This is a genomic window from Falsiroseomonas sp. RANM36 (genome assembly GCF_056682175.1).
This window is the reverse complement of the sequence record NZ_JBWXTD010000007.1, coordinates 54,142-59,934: the sequence shown is the minus strand read 5'-3', so window position 1 is coordinate 59,934 and position 5,793 is coordinate 54,142. Positions and strand designations below refer to the sequence as shown.

Genomic DNA, 5,793 nt, shown 5'->3' with positions numbered 1-5,793 from the left:
AACGACACCTACCTGCTGGTGGATGCCGACCAGGTGATCGAGCTGGCGAATGGCGGCATCGACACGGTGCTGAGCAACGTCGCCTATGTGCTGCCCAATGCGGTGGAGAACCTGACGCTGCTCGGCAGCGCCGACATCGCGGGCACGGGCAATACGCTGGACAACGTGCTGCTCGGCAATGGCGGTGCGAACGTCCTGCGCGGGCTCGGCGGCGCGGACAGCATCGCGGGCGGCCAGGCCGGCGACACGCTGGAGGGCGGCGCGGGCGCGGACACGCTGGCGGGCAGCGGCGGCGCCGACCACTTCCTGTGGCTGTCGCCGGCGGAGGGCGGCGACACGCTGGTGGATTTCCGCGCGGCGGAGGACAAGCTCGCCTTCGTGGCCGGCGGCTTCGGCGGGCTCGCGGTGGTGACGCTGTCGCAGAACGCGGCGGCGGGCGGCACGGCGCAGTTCATCTACACCAAGGCGACCGGCGCGCTGCAATGGGATGCCGACGGCACCGGCGCGGGTGCGGCCATCACCATCGCCACGCTGTCGAACAAGCCGACGCTCGCGGCGACGGACTTCGTGATCGTGGCATGAGCCCGAAGCCTCCCGCTCCAGGCTGAGCCGGCACATCGGTTCGGCTTCGTCCGACAGCGCCGCCGCGATCCTTCGCGTCGCCTGACGTCACGGGGATGGGGGGCACATCCCAACCCCGACTTCGCAATAACTCCACCATGAACGATAGATTGACGTAAGATATCTTTGCCCTCACCCTGGGTTGGGGAAACGTGGTCGGCGCAATCTTCGTCGTGGCGCGTCCCGAAGTCTGATCTGAAGGACGCCAAGCCGTGCCGACACTGATTTCGAGCAGCGCCAGCGAAGTCGTGGCCGCCGTCGCAACGGCAACCTTGACGGACGTCTCGGGTGTCTGGTGGGAGCGTCGCCCCACCGACCTGGCCGCCCATTGGGAGGCAAAGATCGAGGCCGTCACGGGGCTCGATCTCGACACGCTGTTCGACGTCAACCTGATCGACATCCAGCGTCGGCTCGACATCTCCACCGACGGGTCGGGCAAGATCGACATCGAATGGGGTTCCTTCGGGCGTGATCGGCTTGCCTATGAGGTGCACGCGATCAATCCGGTGAACGGGAAGACCCTGCTCGCCAGCGGCCAGACGGACGCGTTCGACACGCCCGACATCCTGCGCAAGCACGCCATCCCCGGGATCGATGTGCGCGTGGTCTACACCGGCGCCGTCGATTTCGACGGCCCGGCGGACCTGGCCATCGACGCCGGCGCGGATATGCGCGTCAGCATCGGCGGCGAACTGGTCGCCGACACCGGGGGCGGGGGAGCGCGCCGATTCACCTACACGCCGGAATATGCAGATGCGCCCCTCGCCCTCGAGGTGGAGGTGCTCAGCCCGGCCGCGGACCGCGCCCGTCGCGCCAATATCCAGATCGAAAGCGGCAAGGATCAGGGCGATTTCTTCGACATCGTCCGGGCTCCCTCGGAAAAGACGCTCGTTGCCGAGATCACGCTGGATGGCGTGTCGCAGGGCATCTTCGTCTTCGAGGAGATCGCGGCGCTCAGCGATCTGCTCGACCGCCTCTCGAAGATCGGGTCCGTCGCGGCCACCGTCGAAGGGTCGTTCTTCGTCGAGACCCCCGGCTCCTACACCTTCGCGCTGACCGGCGGCGCCCAGAACCTGGTGATCGGCACGAGCTCGGGCCAGTCCGGCATCGTGGTCGCGCCCCTTCCGTTTGGGCGCAATCCCTTCACCTTCGACGTCGCGATCGCCGGTGGCGCGACCGACGACATGAACATCACCGTCGCCGGTCCGGACACGGGCGGCGGGCCGATCAGCCTGACCGGCCGCCGCGCCGCGCTGACCGACGGCCTGCTGGACCTCGGCGACCAGCTGCTCGCGGACTTCAACGCGCTCGTGGACCCCGATGCGCTTTCGTTCCTGTCCTCCTTCTCACGGTTCAAGCCGACCTTCGACGCCCAGCTGGGGATGGATGCGGTGTTCGGCTGGGACATCGATATCGACGGCCTGGGCCGCACCGCCACGGAACAGCCCGTCAGCTTCGTGTTCCAGGCGCCGACGACGATCAGGCCGGGCCAATCCGTGATCCTGAACGTCACGGACATGGTCCTCGCCGCGCCCACCACGCGCTCCGCCGGGCTGGAGATCAGCAAGATCGACATCAACGCGGGGTTCGATCTGCCCGAGACGCAGATCTCGAACATCGGCGTGGAGATCACCACGGCGAACCCGTCGAACGAGGTGCTCCAGGCCCTCTTCGGCGCCAATCCGTTGACCAGTCTTGCCGAGGCCTTCGACCAGTTCGCCACGCTGAAGCTGCAGCTCGACGCGACGCTTGATCTCGACGACGCCGTCGGCGTGGCCCGCGAGCTTGCCGCCGCCCTGGGCGTCAAGGGCAACATCATCGACCTGCTCGACATCGGCGGATTCTTCAGGGGCCTCTTCTCGGGAGAGGTCAATCCCGTCGAAACCATCAAGAGCATCGCCGCCGCCGTGAAGGCGAAGGATTTCGCCGGCGTGGTGGACATCATCCTCGGCATCATCGCCGCAGGCCAGGCCGTCGCACCGGGCGACGAGCCGCCCGTGCTCGTCACTGTCCGGGACACGATGGGGCGCGACATCGGCTTCGACGGGGCCGCCTTCGTGCCCATCGTCACCGAGGCCGCGCTGATCGGAACCGGGGCGGACCGCTACGTCACCACGACGGTGGAGGGTCTGGGCGCGGTGCGGCTGCCGGTTGCCGCGGTGCTGACGGCAGCCGAAACCTCGGGCATCAACGACCTGTTCGCCAGCCTGCGTGCAGCGTTTTCCGAGGGGGTCGAACCGGTCGAGGGCCTCAAGATCTCGGCCGACCTGCCGCTCAACACCTTCGCCGAGACCACGGGCTTCGGCGACGGCGGCCCCGCCACGCGCAACGCCGCGACACAGATCGTCGCCACCTCCGAGGCGAGCCTGCTCTCGGTCGACGTGGACGTCGAGAAGGTCGTGCGCGAGGCGCTGATCAAGATCGTGGACGAGGCCATCTCGACGCCCGGCCTGCCGCCCAAGGTGCTCGCCGTGCTGGTGGCCTCGCGCATCGCGCTCGCGCTCCAGCCGCTCTACGTCGAGACGCTGCAGCAGGGTGCGAGCGCGGAGCTGGAGCTCAACCCCGGCCCGCTGATCGGCGCCGCGCTCGACGGCTTTGCCGACCTGTTCGCCGCCGCGACGGACGGAATCAACGACCTGCTGGGCAAGAATCTGCCCCCGCCGGATTTCACTTCCATCGATTTCACCGCCCTGCTGGCCGATCGCGACGCGCTCGCCGCGACGCTGGACGTCCTGCTCACGCCCCTGACCGACGCCCTGAACGAGGCGCCCGCCTTCATCCTCGGCGCGATCAACCAGGCCGCCTCGGATGCGGGCGACCTGCTGACCGACGGCGCGGCGTTGCTGCGCACGGGCCTTGCCGGAAGCGTGGGCGCCGCGCAGACGGGGCTGAACGCGATCGCCGACCTGCTCGAAGACGCGCAGGCCCTGGCGAACGACGTCAACGGAGACGTCAACACCGTCAGGGCCGTGCTCTCGGGCTTCGACTCCCAGTTGCGGTTCGCGACCAGCGAGCTGAACTCCATCAACTCCTTCGCCAACTCGATCAAGAGCGCGCCCACCACGATCAACAATGCGATCAACGGCGTGCTCGGCGGCATCAACAGCACCGTCAAGTCCATCATCAACACACCCATCATCGGCGCAGGCGCCAAGCCGATCTTCCAATCATTCGGATTCGTGTTCGACGGCGCCAACAACATCAACTTCGAAAGCGGTCTCTTCGCCGGCATCGGCACCGCCCGCAGCGCCATCAACGGCATCACCAACCTCGTCAACGGCATCCTCACCGACGTCTCCCAGGCCATCCCGCCGCTCGATCTGCTGCGGCGCGCCACCGGCGACGTGATCGGCATCGCCGAAGAGGGCCTGGGCGTGCTGTCGCAGGCACTCGGCAGCCTGGCGACCGCCATCGCCGGCGTGCGCGGCGTGGCTGCCGATCTGGGCGCCGCGCTCTCCGAGATCACGAAGCTCGCCGATTCCCTCGTGGAGGCGGCCGCAAAGCTCGACGCGACCCTTCAGACCGGCATCAATCTCGACTTCGGCAATGTCTTCGACGGCGCCAAGCAGGTCTTCGTGGACACGCTCGCCGACGCCGCCCAGGGCATCAACCTGCGCGGCAACATCGACTTCAACTTCGAGGATCTTGCCTACGCCTTCGACCTCAAGCTCAAGCAGACCACGGTCTTCAATCCCGAGGCGGTGAAGGTCGAATACGTCTTCGGCGACCAGAAGGTGATCGCCGACTACGGTCAGGCCGTTCGCTTCGACGTGCCGGCGGACATCACGGAAACGCCGAAGATGGGCGCGCGCCTCCTGTTGGACGGCGCCTATGACTACATCTACACGCTCAAGGCGGAGAACGACATCGACTACCAGCTCTTCGGCTTCTCGATCTTCGGCGAACTGAAGCTGGGCGATCGTGATCCCGTCGCGCTCGGCAACCCCTTCGATCCGGATTCGGGGACCTTCGACTACGCGCTGCTCAAGCTGGTCGACGACTACGACCTCTCCGATCCCGCGAGCCTCTTCGACGATGCGCTGATCGAGATCCCGGTGAATCTGGTGATCGAGAAGATCCAGGGGATCCTGTACGAGCTGTTCCTCAACAAGACCCGGGCGCTGTTCGACAAGGCGATCGGGATCGAGCCGATCGGCAACGTGCCCCTCGGAGAGATCGGCCTGTTCCGCATCAACGGCGTGCCCGCGACCAACGGCACTCTGGGCTTCGCCCCGGTGGAAGTGTTCCTGTCCGACACGATGCTGACCGACAAGATCCGCGGCGGCGAGGGGAACGATCCACTGGACGGCAGCGCTGGCGCGGACACGATCGAGGGTCTCGCCGGCAACGACAGCCTCTCCGGCCTCGCGGGCAATGACCGCCTGCTCGGCGGCGCCGATGACGACACGCTGGATGGCGGGGCGGACAACGACACGCTCGACGGCGGCACGGGCGCCGACAGCCTGATCGGCGGCGCCGGCAACGACCTCTACGTCGTGGACAATGCCGGCGACCGCATTCTCGAGACGCGGCCCGGCGGCGCCGACACGGTGTACTCCTCCGTCACCTGGGCGCTCGGGCCGCATCTCGAGGCGCTCGTGCTGACCGACGACGCCGCGATCGACGGCACCGGCAACAACCTCGCCAACCTCATCATCGGCAACGACGCGGCGAATGTGCTCAACGGCGGCGGCCGCGCCGACACGCTGATCGGCGGCGGTGGCAACGACCTCTACTTGATCGACGCGACGGACAAGCTGGTCGAGCAGGCCAATGGCGGCAACGACACGGTGGTGGCGAACGCGACCTTCGCGCTGCCCGACCACATCGAGGTGCTGCGCTTCAACGGCACGGCCAATGTCCGCGGCGACGGCAATGCCGCGGACAACTTCATCCTCGGCAACGTCGGCAACAACCGCCTGCTCGGCTATGACGGCAACGACACGCTGAATGGCGGCCTCGGCAACGACACGCTGCTGGGCGGCGAAGGCGCGGACAGCCTGGTCGGCGGCGAGGGCGTGGACCGGCTCGACGGCGGCAATGGCAACGACACCTACCTGCTGGTGGATGCCGACCAGGTGATCGAGCTGGCGAATGGCGGCATCGACACGGTGCTGAGCAACGTCGCCTATGTGCTGCCCAATGCGGTGGAGAACCTGACGCTGCTCGGCA

Annotated in this window: 1 protein-coding gene and 1 pseudogene; both read left to right on the top strand. The window is 67.3% G+C overall.

Going from position 1 to position 5,793, the window contains the following annotated elements; genetic code table 11:
• A partial coding sequence (locus AC1MIR_RS24455; protein ID WP_480030783.1) for a calcium-binding protein occupies positions 1-582 on the top strand: 582 nt, incomplete at its 5' end.
• 251 nt (positions 583-833) lie between these two features.
• Positions 834-5,793 (top strand): annotated as a pseudogene (locus AC1MIR_RS24450) (hypothetical protein); the annotation flags it as partial.